Source organism: Enterobacter huaxiensis, assembly GCF_003594935.2.
In the GTDB taxonomy this organism is placed as follows: domain Bacteria; phylum Pseudomonadota; class Gammaproteobacteria; order Enterobacterales; family Enterobacteriaceae; genus Enterobacter; species Enterobacter huaxiensis.
Map to the genome: position 1 here is coordinate 4,397,096 of NZ_CP043342.1, position 15,391 is coordinate 4,412,486.

Genomic DNA, 15,391 nt, shown 5'->3' on the forward strand with positions numbered 1-15,391 from the left:
GACTGGGACATTGAGCCATTCGAAAAGGAATTCACTGCGCGGAGGGTAGTAGATGACCAGAAAGACACTGTGGCTATATGGGGAAAATTAAGAAAAAGATCCGAGTAGGCCGGGTAAGCGACAGCGCCACCCGGCGATTTTTTAAGCGCGATCGACCGTAAATGCAATCACATCGCCCAGCTGCTCAGCGCCCAGCGCCAGCATCACCAGACGATCCACCCCCAGCGCAACGCCGGAGCAGTCCGGCAGACCGGCTTTTAGTGCTTCAAGCAGGTTGGTATCAATCGGCTGCTGTGGCAGGCCGCGCGCATTACGCTTGCGGTTATCCTGCTCAAACCGCTGCTGCTGTTCGCGCGCGTCCGTCAGCTCGTGGAAACCGTTCGCCAGCTCGATGCCTTTGTAATAAACCTCAAAACGCTCCGCCACGCGGTGATCTTCCGTGCTGATCTGCGCCAGCGAGGCCTGGCTTGCCGGGAAGTGATAGACGAACGTTGGGCGATCTTTGCCAATCTGCGGCTCTACGCCAAAGGTGAACAGCAGCTGCAGCAGCGTATCGCGATCCTCTTCGGTATCCGCCACGTTGCTCAGATCCAGTTTTGCCGCCGCGTCGCGCAGCTGCGTTTTGTCCGCCGACAGCGGGTCAATCTCCAGATGGCGCTGAAACGCCTGCTGATAGGAGAGCGTTTCCGCTTCTGCACACTCCAGCACCTGCTGCAGCAGATCGTCTACCTCGTTCATCAGGCGGTACATATCGTAGTGCGGACGGTACCACTCCAGCATGGTGAATTCCGGGTTGTGGTGACGACCCATCTCTTCATTGCGGAAGCTGCGGCACAGCTGATACACCGGGCCACACCCTGCCGCCAGCAGGCGCTTCATGTGGTATTCCGGGCTGGTCATCATATACAGATTCATACCCTGAGAATGACCGGGGCCAACAAAACGGGTTTCAAACGGGACCAGATGAATATCCGTTACCGTTGCCTGACTCATGCACGGCGTTTCCACCTCCAGGACTCCGCGATCGGCAAAGAAGCGGCGAATTTCCGCCATCAGTGCTGCGCGTTTTAGCAGGTTTGGGATGGATGCGCTCGGCTGCCAGGTGGCCGTTTCGCTCATGAGTTTTTCTCCGATTTCAGACAAGGGCACGAAGTCTACTCGTAAGCCGGAGCTGAGACAAATTTTGCGCAGTAAAAGCCCCTTTTTCATTATGAAGAAAAATACCGTGACGGGATTCATCAATCACGATGATAAATCACCGCACAGAACAGCAAAAAAATCGAACACGTCAAATTTCCCTCATATACACGCGGTTATACTGTGCTACCCATAAAGGAGCAGTGGAAACGCTTTCGTAATCGTCCGTTCAGGCAGGTGAGCTACCTTTCGTTTAACGCGTTGCGAAATAACAAAAATCTGGAGGAATGTCGTGCAAACTTTTCAAGCCGATCTTGCCGTTATAGGCGCTGGCGGAGCTGGATTACGTGCTGCGATTGCTGCAGCACAGGCTAATCCGACCGCTAAAATCGCTCTGATTTCAAAAGTCTATCCGATGCGTAGCCACACGGTTGCCGCAGAAGGAGGATCCGCCGCCGTCGCGCAGGATCATGACAGCTTCGAATACCATTTCCACGACACGGTTGCAGGGGGCGACTGGCTTTGCGAACAGGATGTCGTTGACTACTTCGTACACCATTGCCCAACGGAAATGACCCAGCTGGAACAGTGGGGCTGCCCGTGGAGCCGCCGTCCTGACGGCAGCGTCAACGTTCGCCGTTTCGGCGGGATGAAGATAGAACGTACCTGGTTCGCCGCCGACAAAACCGGCTTCCACATGCTGCACACCCTGTTCCAGACCTCCCTCCAGTTCCCCCAAATTCAACGCTTTGATGAACATTTCGTCCTCGACATCCTGGTCGATGACGGCGAGGCGCGCGGCCTGGTCGCGATGAATATGATGGAAGGCACGCTTGTTCAGATCCGCGCGAAGGCCGTGGTCATGGCGACGGGCGGCGCGGGGCGTGTTTATCGCTACAACACCAACGGCGGCATCGTCACCGGCGACGGCATGGGCATGGCGCTCAGCCACGGCGTGCCGCTGCGCGATATGGAATTCGTGCAGTATCACCCAACCGGCCTGCCGGGCTCGGGCATTTTGATGACGGAAGGCTGCCGCGGTGAAGGCGGTATTCTGGTCAACAAAAACGGCTACCGCTATCTGCAGGATTACGGCATGGGCCCGGAAACCCCGCTCGGCGAGCCGAAGAACAAATACATGGAACTCGGCCCGCGCGACAAAGTCTCTCAGGCCTTCTGGCACGAGTGGCGCAAAGGCAACACCATCTCCACGCCGCGCGGCGATGTGGTCTATCTCGACCTGCGTCACCTCGGCGAGAAAAAACTGCTGGAACGTCTGCCGTTCATCTGCGAGCTGGCGAAAGCCTACGTGGGCGTCGATCCGGTGAAAGAGCCGATTCCGGTGCGCCCAACCGCGCACTACACCATGGGCGGCATTGAAACCGACCAGCAGTGCGAGACCCGCATCAAAGGGCTGTTTGCCGTGGGCGAGTGTTCCTCCGTGGGCCTACACGGTGCCAACCGTCTGGGGTCGAACTCGCTGGCAGAGCTGGTCGTCTTTGGCCGCATGGCGGGCGAGCGCGCGATGGAGCGTGCCGCAACCGCGGGCGAAGCAAACGGCGCCGCGCTGGATGCGCAGGTCGCTGACGTCGAAAAACGACTGAAAGACCTGGTGAATCAGCAAGGCAACGAAAACTGGTCGAAGATCCGCGACGAGATGGGCCTGTCGATGGAAGAGGGCTGCGGTATTTACCGTACGCCGGAGCTGATGCAGAAAACCGTCGACAAGCTGGCAGAGCTGCAGGAGCGCTTCAAGCGCGTACGTATCACCGATACCTCCAGCGTATTCAACACCGACCTGCTGTACACCATCGAGCTGGGCCACGGCCTGAACGTGGCGGAATGCATGGCGCACTCTGCCCTGGCGCGTAAAGAGTCACGCGGCGCCCACCAGCGCCTGGACGAAGGCTGTACCGAACGTGATGACGTCAATTTCCTGAAACACACCCTCGCCTGGCGCGATGCGGATGGCACAACCCGTCTGGACTACAGCGACGTGAAGATCACCACGCTGCCACCGGCGAAACGCGTGTACGGTGCAGAAGCAGAAGACGCCGAGAAGAAGGAGAAGGCGAATGGCTGAGATGCAAAAACTGAAAGTTGAAGTGGTGCGCTACAACCCGGAAGTGGACGCCGCACCGCACAGCGCTTTCTATGAAGTGCCTTATGACGAGCAAACCTCCCTGCTGGATGCGCTCGGCTATATCAAAGACAACCTGGCGCCGGATCTGAGCTACCGCTGGTCCTGCCGCATGGCGATCTGCGGCTCCTGCGGCATGATGGTCAACAAGGTGCCGAAGCTGGCCTGTAAAACCTTCCTGCGCGAATACACTAAAGGCATCAAGGTTGAAGCGCTGGGGAACTTCCCGATTGAGCGCGATCTGGTGGTCGATATGACCCACTTTATCGAAAGCCTTGAGGCCATCAAGCCGTACATCATCGGCAACCCGCGCACGCCGGATCAGGGGCCAAATACCCAGACGCCGGCGCAGATGGCGAAATACCATCAGTTTTCTGGCTGCATCAACTGCGGTCTGTGCTACGCCGCCTGTCCGCAGTTTGGCCTGAACAAGGAGTTCATCGGCCCGGCCGCCATTACCCTGGCGCACCGCTATAACGAAGACAGCCGGGACCACGGTAAAAAAGAACGTATGGCGCAGCTTAACAGCCAGAACGGCGTCTGGAGCTGCACATTCGTGGGCTACTGCTCCGAAGTGTGTCCGAAGCACGTCGACCCGGCCGCCGCTATTCAGCAGGGGAAAGTGGAAAGCTCGAAAGACTTTCTTATCGCTACCCTGAAACCACGCTAAGGAGTGCATGATGACGACTAAACGCAAAGCCTACGTGCGGCCAATGCCGTCCACCTGGTGGAAAAAACTGCCGTTTTATCGCTTCTATATGCTGCGTGAAGGCACGGCGGTTCCCGCGGTCTGGTTCAGCCTTGAGCTGATGTACGGGGTGTTTGCCCTCAAACACGGCCCGGAAGCCTGGGCCAGCTTTGTCGGTTTCCTGCAAAACCCGATCATCGTGATCCTGAACCTGATTGTGCTCGCAGCAGCCCTGCTTCATACCAAAACCTGGTTTGAACTGGCGCCAAAAGCGGCGAACATTATCGTTAAAGGCGAGAAAATGGGACCGGAGCCGGTGATTAAAGGGCTCTGGGCAGTGACGGCCGTTGTCACTGTGGTCATTCTGTTTGTCGCACTGTTCTGGTAAGGAGACTACCGTGATCAATCCAAATCCAAAACGTTCTGACGAGCCGGTCTTCTGGGGCCTGTTTGGCGCAGGCGGCATGTGGAGCGCCATTATCGCACCGGTTATCATTCTGCTGGTCGGCATTATGCTGCCGCTGGGGCTGTTTCCGGGCGATGCCCTGAGCTACGAGCGCGTGATGGCGTTTGCGAGCAGCTTTATCGGCCGCGCGTTCATCTTCCTGATGATCGTCCTGCCGCTGTGGTGTGGTCTGCACCGTATTCACCATGCGATGCATGACCTGAAAATCCACGTTCCGAGCGGTAAATGGGTGTTCTACGGTCTGGCAACCATCCTGACCGTGGTGACGCTGATTGCCGTGGTCACCCTTTGACGCTTCAGGCCCGCCGTCCGGCGGGCCTTTTATTTCTGCATTTCCGCCACCAGCCACTGTGAGAATTCACGCATGGCGGCAGTTTCTGCCCGTGACTGCAGCCTGGTCAGCCAGTAGCTCCCTAAATCAATCTGCGTGGTGAACGGCTTTACAACGCGCTCGCTGTTCAGCAGGTGGGTAAACATATCGACGGGTGCGATAGCTATTCCCACGCCCGCCTGCGCCGCTTCAAGCATGGTCACCGACGAATCAAACACCATGACGCGGTGCGTCGGCGAGGGTGGGTGCTCCCCCGCAGCCAGCATCCATGCCGCCCATTCGTCGCGTCGATAGGATCGCAGTAGAGTAAACTTCAGGATATCTGCCGGAGAACGTAACTCACCCGCGATGGCGGGCGTACAAAGCGGGGCCAGCGGCGCCGGGCAAAGAAGCTCCGCGTCGGTGCCGTGCCACGCGCCTCCGCCGTAGCGGATGGTGTAATCCAGCCCTTCGGCAGCGGGATCGACGCGGTTGTTATGGGTAGAAAGCTGGAGGTCAATATGCGGATAGCGGCGGCGAAAATCATCCAGCCGGGAGAATAAAACGCCGGTGGCAAAAGTCCCCACCACGCCGATTTTTAGCTTCTCCCGGGCGCGATGGTGAGCAAAGCGATCCAGCATATCGGCAATGCGGTCGAACGAGTCGTTAAGCACCGGCAGCAGATTCTCGCCCTCGGTGGTCAGCGTCAGCCCGCGCGAGACCCGAACAAACAGCTGGCAGTTCAGGTGCTGTTCCAGCGCCTTTACGTGCTGGCTAATGGCAGAGTGGGTCACATTCAGCTCTATCGCCGCATGCGTAAAACTGAGATGCCTTGCGGCAGCTTCGAAAGCACGAAGCGAATTGAGGGGGATATAGCTGCGCGTCATAGCCTCATCCGTTAGAAAAATTAACAGCTACTGCTAAATTTAACCGTTTGTCAGGCACAGTCAAATCCAACAGACTACGCTCGTCTTATGGGCCCGGACACTCCCCTGAACCGCTATTACGGAAGATAACTGATGATCAAAAAATCCCTTTGCTGCGCCCTGCTGCTCGGCATGTCATATTCCGGCTTTACCGCTCCGCTGTCAGAAAAACAGTTAGCTGAGGCGGTTGAACGTACCGTTACTCCGCTGATGAAGGCACACGCTATTCCGGGCATGGCGGTTGCCGTGATTTACCAGGGCCAGCCGCACTATTTCACCTTCGGCAAAGCCGATGTCGCCGCGAATAAAGCCGTCACGCCGCAAACCCTGTTCGAACTGGGCTCCATCAGTAAAACGTTCACCGGCGTGCTGGGCGGTGATGCCATTGCCCGCGGCGAGATTTCGCTGGGCGATCCGGCAACGAAATACTGGCCTGAACTGACGGGCAAGCAGTGGCAGGGCATTCGCATGCTGGATCTGGCGACCTACACTGCGGGAGGTCTGCCGCTGCAGGTACCTGATGACGTGACGGACACCGCGTCGCTTCTGCGCTTTTACCAGACCTGGCAGCCGCAGTGGAAACCGGGCACCACGCGACTGTATGCCAACGCCAGCATCGGCCTGTTTGGCGCGCTGGCGGTTAAGCCTTCCGGCATGAGCTTTGAGCAGGCCATGACAGTACGCGTCTTTAAACCATTGAAGCTGAATCATACCTGGATTAACGTCCCGAAAAGCGAAGCGCAGCACTACGCATGGGGCTACCGGGAGGGGAAACCGGTCCACGTCTCACCAGGAATGCTGGACGCCGAAGCCTACGGCGTGAAAACCAACGTGCAGGATATGGCAGCCTGGGTGATGGCCAACATGGCACCGGAGAACGTTGCTGAAGCGTCACTTAAGCAAGGTATTGCGCTGGCGCAGTCGCGCTACTGGCGCGTGGGTGCCATGTATCAAGGGTTAGGCTGGGAAATGCTTAACTGGCCGGTCGATGCCAAAACGCTGGTCGATGGCAGTGATAATAACGTTGCGCTGGCGCCGCTGCCTGCGAGAGAAGTGAGCCCTCCGGCTCCACCGGTCAAAGCATCATGGGTACACAAAACGGGTTCAACCGGCGGGTTTGGCAGCTACGTGGCCTTCATCCCGGAGAAAGAGCTTGGCATCGTGATGCTGGCGAACAAGAGCTATCCGAACCCGGCGCGGGTTGAGGCGGCATACCGTATCCTCGACGCGCTGCAGTAAAACATTGCCGGGTGGCGCTAACGCTTACCCGGCCTACATAACGTGTGGGTGCTGTAGGCCGGGTAAGGCGAAGCCGCCCCCTGGCGAAACACACCGCACGTCCCCCCACACTTTCCTTGCCGTCATCTACACTTAACAAAAAACAGTAAGGAAACTCCTATGCGCATTCTGCCTGTTATCGCCGCGGTGACAGCCGCGTTTTTAGTGGTTGCCTGCAGTTCCCCTACCCCACCTCCCGGCGTCACCGTCGTCACCCCTTTTGATTCGCAACGCTTCCTTGGAACATGGTATGAAATCGCCCGTATGGACCACCGGTTCGAGCAGGGTTTAGAGAAAGTCACCGCACATTACAGCGCAATGGATGACGGGGGTATTCAGGTTATTAACCGTGGATACAATCCGGATCGGGAGATGTGGCAGCAGTCGGTTGGCAAGGCTTACTTCACCGGCGATCCGAACCGGGCCGCGCTGAAAGTCTCGTTTATTGGGCCATTCTACGGCGGGTATAACGTTATCGCCCTGGACAGAGAGTACCGCCACGCGCTGGTCTGCGGGCCGGATCGCGACTATCTGTGGATACTCTCCCGCACCCCCACCATTTCACCCGAAATGAAGCAGCAGATGCTGGACGTCGCGACCCGGCAGGGGTTTGATGTGACGAAATTAATCTGGGTAGAACAACCGCATTAATGCGTGCTGAGCTTCAGACCAATAATTCCGGCCACAATCAACGCGAGGCTGGCAATACGTGCCAGACTCGCTGACTCACCTAATAACAGAATGCCGGTGATGGCCGCGCCAACCGCGCCAATGCCCGTCCAGACGGCATACGCCGTTCCCACGGGCAACGTACGCATTGCCCAGGACAGCATGACGATACTCACAATCATCGCGGTAACGGTTATGACGCTGGGCGTCAGGCGGGTAAAACCGTGGGTGTATTTCAGGCCAATCGCCCATACCACTTCGAGCAGGCCGGCAATAAAAAGAACGATCCAGGACATATCAGGCTCCTTAACTTAAAGGCAAGTTGGGGCCGTCCCCGATGAAGGAAGCGCTTACGGGTCGTCCCGCAAGGCTGAGATTACGCGTTATATTTTGGTTAGCGTACGATTTTTTTTCAATCCTTTTCTACCGAACGGGTTAAGCCCGGAAATAGCCGCAGTATGGCGCGTAGTTCAGCCATTTATCACTCATCGGACTTCTCTATGATGATATGCTTTCTGATGGCAGGAAGCCAAACCACTAGCCGACTGCGAATACTACATGTTCAAAATTCTCTTGATTGACCGTTGTCACTTCACCCGCACGGGTTTTGAAGCGTGGCTCAATCATTCAGGCCTGTTTCCGGGCCATTTCGTCGTAACCGGGTTAAACAATCTTTTCCTTGCCAGAGAGCATATCCTGCAATGGAAGCCGACGCTGGTCATCGCTGACCTACACGGTTTCAAACAGGAATTTCATCCTTACCAGCAATTGTCTTCCCTGCTGATAGCCAGCGAAACGCTGCCCTTTATTTTACTGGAGTCAGGTGAAGAACAGGGCATGACAGACTTCGTGGGACATTTCCCGGTATGGGCCTCATTGTCCAAAAATGCCGATCTGGAGGCGCTAGCAACGGTCATTAATGATGCGCTGACCTCGTGCGCAAGCGTAGAGATCCCACAGGTGGCCGCCCCGCTGCTGACGCGGCAGGAGGAAAAAGTGCTGACGCTGTGGATGGACGGTGCGAGCAACCAAAAGATTGCCAGCCATCTGAGCATTAACGGTAAAACGGTTTATACCTACAAACGAAATATCCGCATGAAGCTCCATATGGATACACGCTATTCCCCGTTTTTAACGCCACAGGAAGTGGATAATTGACGGTACGGTGAAATAGTTGCGCCGTACCGCCATGCTTCATTAGTTCTGCGCTTTCGTCGCTGCACCCGAAATAGCACTACCACCGTCGGAGATATCTTCCCCTACGCCGCGAGTGGTGTTACATGCAGTCAGTACTGAAGAAAGCACCAGGACAGAAAAGATCGCTGCAATTGTTTTCTTAACCATAATATATTCCTTTTATAGCCAAAGTTGTTTTGTGTATAGCAACTTAAGGATAGACAAGATCCCGCCATTTGACGGAGAAGGAAGTATTTTTAGGAAAATTAGACGTTTTTAGCTGGCTGCGTGAGAAATGATATGGCCGAGATCCTGGATATCCTCACCCATACCCCGCGCGGTATTGCACCCGGAAAGGATTGCGCTGGAGAGCGCTAACAGAAGCAGAATTTTAACGGTGCGTTTCATCATCCCTGCCTGAAAAAATAAGGCGCAGCGGGCGCTGCGCCTTCAATCATGACGTAAATTACTTCACGCGGGATACGTATTCGCCGGAGCGGGTATCCACTTTGATCACTTCACCAGTCTGTACGAACAGTGGAACTTTAACCACTGCACCGGTAGACAGTTTGGCTGGCTTACCGCCAGTACCTGCGGTGTCACCTTTCAGGCCTGGATCGGTTTCAACGATTTCCAGCTCTACAAAGTTTGGTGGGGTTACAGCGATAGGCTGACCGTTCCACAGGGTCACGATGCATTCAGCCTGATCCAGCAGCCATTTAGCGCTGTCGCCTACCGCTTTCTCATCAGCAGACAGCTGTTCGAAAGTAGAGTTGTTCATGAAATGATAGAACTCACCGTCGTTGTACAGGTAAGTCAGGTTCATATCGACAACATCAGCGCCTTCAGCGGAGTCAGTAGACTTGAAGGTTTTCTCTACACGGGTGCCGGTCAGCAGGCGGCGCAGCTTAACGCGTGCGAATGCCTGGCCTTTACCTGGTTTAACGAATTCGCTGGCTTCAACCGCATACGGTTCGCCGTCCATCATGATTTTAAGACCAGCACGAAAATCGTTGCTATAGTACGTTGCCATAAGGCCCTCTAAATTTGTTAACTGGTAGCTAAGCCACAAAATGGCGCATATTGTAACCCTAAACACCCCGTCCAGAGAAGATTGGTTATCGCAACTTGCCGATGTAATCACCAGTCCTGATGAATTGCTGCGTCTTTTAGACCTCGATCAGCATAAAGAGTTGCTTGAAGGCCGTGAGGCAAAGCGGCTTTTTGCCCTGCGCGTGCCCCGCGCGTTTGTTGCGCGTATGGAGAAGGGAAACCCTGACGATCCGCTACTAAAACAGACGCTTACCTCGCAGGATGAGTTTGTCACTGCCCCCGGCTACAGCACCGATCCGCTGGAAGAACAGCACAGCGTCGTGCCCGGTTTGCTGCACAAATACCTCAACCGTGCCCTGCTGTTGGTGAAAGGCGGCTGCGCGGTAAATTGCCGTTATTGCTTCCGCCGACACTTCCCGTATGCCGAAAACCAGGGCAATAAGCGCAACTGGCAGGTTGCGCTGGACTACATCGCAGCGCATCCCGAGCTGGACGAGATTATTTTTTCCGGCGGCGACCCGCTGATGGCGAAAGACAACGAGCTGGACTGGCTGCTGACGCAGCTGGAAGCCATCCCGCACATTAAGCGCCTGCGCATCCACAGCCGTTTACCGATTGTTATTCCCGCGCGTATCACTGACGGGCTGGTATCACGCATTGAGCAGTCTCGATTGCAGGTGCTGCTGGTGAACCACATTAACCACGCGAACGAAATTGACGATGAATTTCGGGCGGCAATGGCGCATCTGCGTAAGACGGGCGTGACGCTGCTGAACCAGAGCGTGCTGCTGCGCGGCGTGAATGACAGCGCTCGGGTGCTGGCGGATCTGAGCAATGCGTTATTTGATGCGGGCGTGCTGCCCTATTACCTGCACGTGCTGGATCGCGTTCAGGGCGCGGCGCATTTCATGGTGACGGATGAAGAAGCCCGGCAGATTATGCGCGAACTGTTGACGCTGGTTTCTGGCTATATGGTGCCGAAGCTGGCACGCGAGATTGGCGGTGAGCCGAGCAAGACGCCGCTGGACTTGCAGCTGCGGCAAAGCTAGTTTCCCCTCACCCTAACCCTCTCCCGGTGGGAGAGGGAAAAGGTAATCAGTTCGGGCACTTATAGACCTGGCCATTCATCTGGCTGGCGGTCGGTACGAAGCTGGACAGCATCCCCTGCGTTGGGCTGCTCACGCCGTAAATCACGTTGCCGCCCATTGCCGCAGCCTGATTACGCAGGGCGTTTGCCGCACCGCGCATAGAGCCGCCCTCTTCGCCATGCTGGCCTGACATCCAGTTGCTTTGCTCGCCAGAGGCCGTACCTAACAGCTGGCATTCACTGCCCGGCTTATCTTCAACAAAGCGAACGCCCTGGCCCGCTGCCGACAGCTCATTGCTGGAGCTACAACCCGCCAGCAGCAACGCTGCTCCTACGATCCCTGCACAGACTTTTACGCGCATGTTATTCCTCGGTTTCAATAAGCTGGACAGTAGTTGTCCGTGTGTAGACCTTATACCTAAAAGATGACCAAAAGAAAAACCCCCGAGCATTTCTGCCCAGGGGTTTTTCACATTCTACGCAGTAGAGCGCACGATTACATCATGCCGCCCATACCGCCCATGCCGCCCATACCTGCAGCACCTAAGTCAGGCGCGTCGCCTTTAGGCAGGTCGGTCACCATGCACTCGGTAGTGATCATCAGGCCAGCGACAGAGGCCGCGTACTGCAGAGCAGAACGGGTTACTTTCGTTGGGTCCAGAATACCGAAGTCGATCATGTTGCCGTATTCTTCAGTTGCCGCGTTGTAACCGTAGTTACCTTCGCCCGCTTTCACGTTGTTGGTCACAACTGACGGCTCTTCACCGGCGTTGGACACGATCTGACGCAGAGGAGCTTCCATCGCGCGCAGCGCAACTTTGATACCCACGTTCTGATCTTCGTTCTGAGCGGTCAGGCCTGCCAGTTTAGCGGCAACGCGCACCAGCGCAACGCCACCACCAGCAACTACGCCTTCTTCTACCGCAGCACGGGTCGCGTGCAGGGCATCGTCAACGCGTGCTTTTTTCTCTTTCATTTCAACTTCGGTCGCCGCACCAACTTTGATTACCGCAACGCCGCCAGCCAGTTTCGCTACGCGTTCCTGCAGTTTTTCACGGTCGTAATCGGAAGTTGCTTCTTCGATCTGCTTACGGATCTGACCAACACGGCCCTGAATAGCGCCTTCTTCACCCACGCCATCGATGATGGTGGTGGTGTCTTTGTTGATCACAACGCGTTTAGCCTGGCCCAGGTCTTCCAGGGTCGCTTTTTCCAGCTCCATACCGATCTCTTCAGAGATAACGGTACCGCCGGTCAGAGTCGCGATATCCTGCAGCATTGCTTTACGGCGATCGCCGAAGCCAGGTGCTTTAACCGCAGCCACTTTCACGATGCCGCGCATGGTGTTAACCACCAGCGTCGCCAGCGCTTCGCCTTCAACGTCTTCAGCGATGATAACCAGCGGCTTGCCTGCTTTCGCAACGGCTTCCAGCACTGGCAGCATTTCGCGGATGTTGGAGATTTTTTTGTCAGCCAGCAGGATGAACGGGCTTTCCAGCTCAACAGCGCCAGTCTCTGGCTTGTTGATGAAGTATGGGGACAGGTAGCCACGGTCGAACTGCATACCTTCAACCACGTCCAGTTCGTCTTCCAGACCGGTACCGTCTTCAACGGTGATCACGCCTTCTTTACCGACTTTATCCATCGCTTCTGCGATCAGTTTACCTACGGTTTCGTCGGAGTTAGCGGAGATAGTACCAACCTGAGCAATGGCTTTAGAGTCAGAGCACGGTACGGACAGCGCTTTCAGCTCTTCAACAGCAGCGACAACCGCTTTGTCGATACCACGTTTCAGATCCATCGGGTTCATGCCCGCCGCAACGGCTTTCAGACCTTCGGTGATGATAGCCTGCGCCAGTACGGTCGCGGTGGTGGTACCGTCGCCTGCAGCGTCGTTCGCTTTAGAGGCAACTTCTTTCACCATCTGCGCGCCCATGTTTTCGAACTTGTCTTCCAGCTCGATTTCACGTGCTACAGAAACACCATCTTTGGTGATGGTTGGCGCGCCGAAGGATTTATCCAGCACTACGTTACGGCCTTTCGGGCCCAGGGTCACTTTAACTGCGTCTGCCAGTACGTTTACGCCGCGGAGCATTTTCACACGAGCGTCGTTACCGAATTTTACGTCTTTAGCTGCCATGTTCTTATTTCCTCAAATTCTCGTGCGTAAATTACGCTTCAACAATTGCCAGAATGTCGCTCTCGGACATGATCAACACTTCTTCATTGTCGATCTTCTCGGATTTCACGCCGTAGCCATCGTTGAAAATTACGATGTCACCAACTTTAACGTCCAGCGGCTGCACAGTTCCGTTTTCCAGGATGCGGCCCTTACCGACAGCGATGATTTCGCCACGCGTTGATTTGGCTGCTGCAGAACCGGTCAGAACAATGCCGCCAGCAGACTTGGTTTCAACTTCTTTACGTTTGACGATCACACGATCATGTAACGGACGAATACTCATTGATAGCTCTCCTTTGAGAAAGTCATTATCAGTTATGGATGACGCCGGTCCGCACGCGGTTTTCCGACTAGTGCCCTGAGAGATGGGGGTCGGATTTTACCCCTTCAAGGGGTAGTCGAAAAAAAATTTGCGAAAGTGTTACCATCGCCTTCTTTTGATGGGGGCGGGACGACGTAAATGAGTGGACTCAAACAGGAGCTGGGGCTGGCGCAGGGCGTGGGTTTACTCTCAACCTCCCTGTTAGGGACAGGGGTTTTTGCCGTTCCGGCACTGGCGGCGCTGGTGGCCGGAGATAACAGCCTGTGGGCGTGGCCGGTCCTGATCGTGCTGGTTTTTCCGGTAGCGATAGTCTTTGCCATACTGGGGCGGCATTTTCCCAGCGCTGGCGGCGTGGCGCACTTTGTCGGCATGGCCTTTGGGCCACGCCTGGAGCGCGTCACCGGCTGGCTGTTTCTCTCCGTGATCCCGGTTGGCCTGCCTGCTGCGCTGCATATTGCGACCGGCTTTGGGCAGGCGCTGTTTGGCTGGCATAACGAACAGCTGCTGCTGGCAGAGCTGGGCACGCTGGCGATTATCTGGTGGGTGGGGTCACGCGGGGCGAGCTCCAGCGCCAACCTGCAGACGCTGGTTGCGATAATGATTGTCGCGCTGATTGCCGCCATCTGGTGGGCGGGCGATATCTCCGTGGCGGAGATCCCGTTTCCGGCGGTGACGGAGGTTGACCATTCGCAGCTGTTCGCCGCGCTTTCGGTGATGTTCTGGTGCTTTGTCGGGCTTGAAGCGTTTGCCCATCTGGCGTCGGAGTTTAAACAACCCGAGCGTGATTTCCCACGCGCGCTGATGATTGGCCTGCTGCTGGCGGGCACGGTTTACTGGGCCTGTACCGTGCTGGTGCTGCACTTCAACGCGTTTGGCGCAGATAAAGCAGCTGCCGCATCGCTGCCGGGCATCGTGGTGGAGCTGTTTGGCGTGAAGGCGCTGTGGGTAGCCTGCGTCATTGGCTATCTTGCCTGCTTTGCCAGCCTGAATATCTATATTCAGAGCTTTGCCCGCCTGGTGTGGTCTCAGGCGCTGTATAAGCCCGAAAGCCGCCTGGCCCGCCTGTCTAAACGTCAGCTTCCGCTGAACGCGCTGAATGCCGTACTGGGCTGCTGTGTGCTGAGCACGCTGTGCATTTACGGGCTGAATATCAATCTGGATGCGCTGATTGTCTACGCTAACGGCATTTTCATCATGATTTATCTGCTGTGCATGCTGGCAGGCTGTCGCCTGCTGAAAGGCCGCTTCAAAGCGCTGGCAGCCGTCGGAGGCATCCTTTGCCTGGCGCTGCTGGCGATGGTGGGATGGAGGAGCGTATACGCCATGGTCATGCTGGCGGGGCTGTGGGTATTTTTACCAAAGCGGCAAAAACAGCAGGCCCGGTAGCGAAGCGCCACCGGGCAAAAAAATTACCGATCGTCTTTATGATCTAAACGGTCGCGCTGGTCGTCCTTACGCTGATATTCACCGTCAAACGTCTCGCCCGGCCCGGTGCTGAACCCACCGCCCGGCATACGGCTGAAGCGCAGATGCGGCAGCAGCTTCATGGTCAGATGCTTTTGCACCGGCGGCAACAGCAGCAGCAGGCCGAGGAAATCCGTGAAGAACCCCGGCAGGATCAGCAGCAGGCCGGCAATAATCAGCGACACGCTTTTGATCATCTCGGCTGCCGGACTTTCGCCTGCGGCCATCTTCTGCTGCATTAACAGGAAATTTTTGAAACCTTGATTACGCACCAGCGACATGCCGATGACGGAGGTGAAGATCACCAGAATCAGCGTCAGCAGGACGCCCAGCACGTGGGCAACCTGGATGAAAATCGAAATCTCTACGTAAACATAGAGAAAGAAAGCAATAAACGGTATCCAGCGCACTGGCATCTCCTGTAGGGCAGGTGCCGTCTGGCCCCTGTCTGAATGTGTTCGCATCACGCGTCTGTAAGAGATGGTGACGGTTA

The 15,391-nt window shown here is 56.1% G+C and carries 19 protein-coding genes; 9 read left to right on the forward strand and 10 right to left on the reverse strand.

The features are described 5' to 3' along the window. Nucleotides 1–141 precede the first annotated feature (141 nt). Nucleotides 142–1,119 (reverse strand): elongation factor P--(R)-beta-lysine ligase, encoded by a 978-nt coding sequence (gene epmA / locus D5067_RS20935; protein WP_119935857.1) that lies wholly within the window; start codon nucleotides 1,117–1,119, stop codon nucleotides 142–144. 310 nt (nucleotides 1,120–1,429) lie between these two features. Between epmA and frdA the strand changes: the two genes are divergently transcribed. The 4 genes from frdA to frdD are packed head-to-tail and all read left to right on the forward strand — an operon-like array spanning nucleotide 1,430 to nucleotide 4,723. Continuing rightward, nucleotides 1,430–3,220, forward strand: a complete 1,791-nt coding sequence (frdA, locus tag D5067_RS20940; protein WP_119935858.1) for a fumarate reductase (quinol) flavoprotein subunit — start codon at nucleotides 1,430–1,432, stop codon at nucleotides 3,218–3,220. Beyond that, nucleotides 3,213–3,947, forward strand: a complete 735-nt coding sequence (locus D5067_RS20945; RefSeq protein ID WP_014068601.1) for a succinate dehydrogenase/fumarate reductase iron-sulfur subunit — start codon at nucleotides 3,213–3,215, stop codon at nucleotides 3,945–3,947. Before frdA ends, D5067_RS20945 begins: the two co-directional genes overlap by 8 nt. Nucleotides 3,948–3,957: 10 nt before the next feature. Next, complete coding sequence (gene frdC / locus D5067_RS20950; protein WP_119935859.1) at nucleotides 3,958–4,353, forward strand: fumarate reductase subunit FrdC; 396 nt, start codon at nucleotides 3,958–3,960, stop codon at nucleotides 4,351–4,353. Nucleotides 4,354–4,363: 10 nt separating this feature from the next. Continuing rightward, complete coding sequence (gene frdD, locus D5067_RS20955; protein WP_119935860.1) at nucleotides 4,364–4,723, forward strand: fumarate reductase subunit FrdD; 360 nt, start codon at nucleotides 4,364–4,366, stop codon at nucleotides 4,721–4,723. Between the two features lie 29 nt (nucleotides 4,724–4,752). Here the strand turns inward: frdD and ampR are convergent, their stop codons facing one another. Continuing rightward, complete coding sequence (ampR, locus tag D5067_RS20960; RefSeq protein WP_119935861.1) at nucleotides 4,753–5,628, reverse strand: LysR family transcriptional regulator AmpR; 876 nt, start codon at nucleotides 5,626–5,628, stop codon at nucleotides 4,753–4,755. A 132-nt stretch (nucleotides 5,629–5,760) separates the two neighbouring features. Between ampR and blaACT the strand changes: the two genes are divergently transcribed. Both blaACT and D5067_RS20970 read left to right on the forward strand, forming a co-directional pair. Further along, complete coding sequence (gene blaACT / locus D5067_RS20965) at nucleotides 5,761–6,906, forward strand: ACT family cephalosporin-hydrolyzing class C beta-lactamase (RefSeq protein WP_119935862.1); 1,146 nt, start codon at nucleotides 5,761–5,763, stop codon at nucleotides 6,904–6,906. Nucleotides 6,907–7,065: 159 nt separating this feature from the next. Beyond that, complete coding sequence (locus D5067_RS20970) at nucleotides 7,066–7,596, forward strand: lipocalin family protein (RefSeq protein WP_119935863.1); 531 nt, start codon at nucleotides 7,066–7,068, stop codon at nucleotides 7,594–7,596. Here the strand turns inward: D5067_RS20970 and sugE are convergent. After that, nucleotides 7,593–7,910 (reverse strand): quaternary ammonium compound efflux SMR transporter SugE, encoded by a 318-nt coding sequence (gene sugE, locus D5067_RS20975; RefSeq protein ID WP_112011979.1) that lies wholly within the window; start codon nucleotides 7,908–7,910, stop codon nucleotides 7,593–7,595. The genes D5067_RS20970 and sugE overlap by 4 nt on opposite strands. 262 nt (nucleotides 7,911–8,172) lie before the next feature. Between sugE and D5067_RS20980 the strand changes: the two genes are divergently transcribed. After that, entirely contained in the window at nucleotides 8,173–8,772 is a 600-nt protein-coding gene (locus tag D5067_RS20980; protein WP_119935864.1) for a helix-turn-helix transcriptional regulator, read from the forward strand. A 39-nt stretch (nucleotides 8,773–8,811) separates the two neighbouring features. Here D5067_RS20980 and ecnB read toward each other — a convergent pair whose 3' ends face one another. From ecnB to efp, 3 genes are all read right to left on the reverse strand, one after another. Continuing rightward, entirely contained in the window at nucleotides 8,812–8,958 is a 147-nt protein-coding gene (ecnB, locus tag D5067_RS20985) for a lipoprotein toxin entericidin B (RefSeq protein WP_006178941.1), read from the reverse strand. A 108-nt stretch (nucleotides 8,959–9,066) separates the two neighbouring features. Next, nucleotides 9,067–9,198: an entericidin A/B family lipoprotein gene (locus D5067_RS20990; protein ID WP_003855941.1), complete on the reverse strand. Its 132-nt coding sequence runs from the start codon at nucleotides 9,196–9,198 to the stop codon at nucleotides 9,067–9,069. 58 nt (nucleotides 9,199–9,256) lie between these two features. Further along, nucleotides 9,257–9,823: an elongation factor P gene (efp, locus tag D5067_RS20995; protein WP_010427766.1), complete on the reverse strand. Its 567-nt coding sequence runs from the start codon at nucleotides 9,821–9,823 to the stop codon at nucleotides 9,257–9,259. Nucleotides 9,824–9,863: 40 nt separating this feature from the next. On the opposite strand from efp, the gene epmB reads away from it, so the two are divergent. Further along, entirely contained in the window at nucleotides 9,864–10,892 is a 1,029-nt protein-coding gene (epmB, locus tag D5067_RS21000) for an EF-P beta-lysylation protein EpmB (RefSeq protein ID WP_119935865.1), read from the forward strand. 46 nt (nucleotides 10,893–10,938) lie between these two features. Here the strand turns inward: epmB and D5067_RS21005 are convergent, their stop codons facing one another. From D5067_RS21005 to D5067_RS21015, 3 genes are all read right to left on the reverse strand, one after another. Then, the gene (locus D5067_RS21005; protein WP_047346101.1) at nucleotides 10,939–11,292 is read right to left on the reverse strand and encodes a DUF4156 domain-containing protein; all 354 of its coding nucleotides are present in this window, start codon (nucleotides 11,290–11,292) and stop codon (nucleotides 10,939–10,941) included. Between the two features lie 134 nt (nucleotides 11,293–11,426). Next, nucleotides 11,427–13,070, reverse strand: a complete 1,644-nt coding sequence (gene groL, locus D5067_RS21010) for a chaperonin GroEL (protein WP_119935866.1) — start codon at nucleotides 13,068–13,070, stop codon at nucleotides 11,427–11,429. A 31-nt stretch (nucleotides 13,071–13,101) separates the two neighbouring features. Then, nucleotides 13,102–13,395 carry a co-chaperone GroES gene (locus D5067_RS21015; protein WP_003855929.1) on the reverse strand — a complete coding sequence of 98 codons (294 nt, stop codon included), beginning with the start codon at nucleotides 13,393–13,395 and terminating at the stop codon, nucleotides 13,102–13,104. A gap of 177 nt (nucleotides 13,396–13,572) precedes the next feature. Between D5067_RS21015 and yjeH the strand changes: the two genes are divergently transcribed. After that, nucleotides 13,573–14,820: an L-methionine/branched-chain amino acid transporter gene (gene yjeH / locus D5067_RS21020; protein WP_119935867.1), complete on the forward strand. Its 1,248-nt coding sequence runs from the start codon at nucleotides 13,573–13,575 to the stop codon at nucleotides 14,818–14,820. 23 nt (nucleotides 14,821–14,843) lie between these two features. Here the strand turns inward: yjeH and D5067_RS21025 are convergent, their stop codons facing one another. Further along, entirely contained in the window at nucleotides 14,844–15,308 is a 465-nt protein-coding gene (locus D5067_RS21025; RefSeq protein ID WP_168192643.1) for an FxsA family protein, read from the reverse strand. Between the last annotated feature and the right edge of the window lie 83 nt (nucleotides 15,309–15,391).